General features: G+C 74.4%; 1 protein-coding gene. It reads left to right on the forward strand.

The window, feature by feature from the left end; translation table 11 throughout:
* Window positions 1-1,275, forward strand: a 1,275-nt coding sequence (locus A7A76_RS24780) for a heavy metal translocating P-type ATPase (protein WP_206413821.1), incomplete at both ends; no start/stop codon positions are given.

Consider the following 1,275-nt stretch of genomic DNA (forward strand, 5'->3'; position numbering starts at 1 on the left):
ACGCCGGCGGCGCCGCCCACGCCGCTGGCGACGCCGCCCACGCCGGCCACGTCGATGCGCGCGAAGCCCAGGCCCAGGCCGCACTGTCGCGCCAGACCCGCCACCTGCTGATCGCCGCGGCGCTGACCTTGCCCCTGGTCGCGCCGATGATCGGTCTGCTGTTCGGCCAGCACTGGATGCTGCCCGGCTGGGTCCAATTCGCCCTGGCCACGCCGGTGCAGTTCTGGCTCGGCGCGCGCTTCTACCGCGCCGGCTGGGCCGCGCTGCGCGCCGGCAGCGGCAACATGGACCTGCTGGTCGCGCTCGGCACCAGCGCCGGCTATGGCTTGAGCCTCTACCACCTGCTGCGCGGCGAGACGATGGCGCTGTACTTCGAGACCTCGGCCGCGATCGTCACCCTGATCCTGCTCGGCAAGTGGCTGGAAGCGCGGGCCAAGCGCCAGACCACCGCGGCGATCCGTGCGCTGCAGGCGCTGCGGCCCTCGCGCGCGCGGGTGCTGCGCGACGGCGCGGAGCGCGAGATCGCCATCGGCGAGCTGCGCGTGGGCGATCTGATGGTCGTGCTGCCGGGCGAGCGCATTCCCGCCGACGGCCGCATCCGCGACGGCCGCACCCACGCCGACGAATCGCTGATCACCGGCGAATCGCTGCCGGTGGCGCGCGGCGAAGGCGACAAGGTCACCGGCGGCGCGGTCAACGGCGAAGGCCGGATCGTGGTCGAAACCCTGGCCGTGGGCGCGGAAAGCGCGCTGGCGCGGATCATCCGCCTGGTCGAGGACGCGCAGGCCAAGAAGGCGCCGATCCAGCGCCTGGTCGACCGGGTCAGCGCGGTGTTCGTGCCGGTGGTGATCGCGCTGGCCGTGCTGACCTTGCTCGGCTGGGGCCTGTACAGCGGCGACTGGAGCCAGGCGCTGCTGCACGCGGTGGCGGTGCTGGTGATCGCCTGCCCGTGCGCGCTGGGCCTGGCCACGCCGACCGCGATCATGGCCGGCACCGGCGTGGCCGCGCGCCACGGCATCCTGATCAAGGACGCCGAAGCGCTGGAGAAGGCGCACCGCATCGGCATCGTCGCCTTCGACAAGACCGGCACCCTGACCGAGGGCAGGCCGGTGCTGGCGCAGTGGATCGCCGGCGACGGCGACCGCGCCGGCCTGCTGGCGCGCGCCGCCGCGCTGCAATCGGGCAGCGAGCATCCGCTGGCGCAGGCGGTGTTGAACGCGGCCGCGAGCGAACGCGTCGCCGTCGCCAGCGCCGCGCAGGTGCGCGCGGTGCCGG

It is taken from the genome of Lysobacter enzymogenes (assembly GCF_017168095.1).
In the GTDB taxonomy this organism is placed as follows: domain Bacteria; phylum Pseudomonadota; class Gammaproteobacteria; order Xanthomonadales; family Xanthomonadaceae; genus Lysobacter; species Lysobacter enzymogenes_D.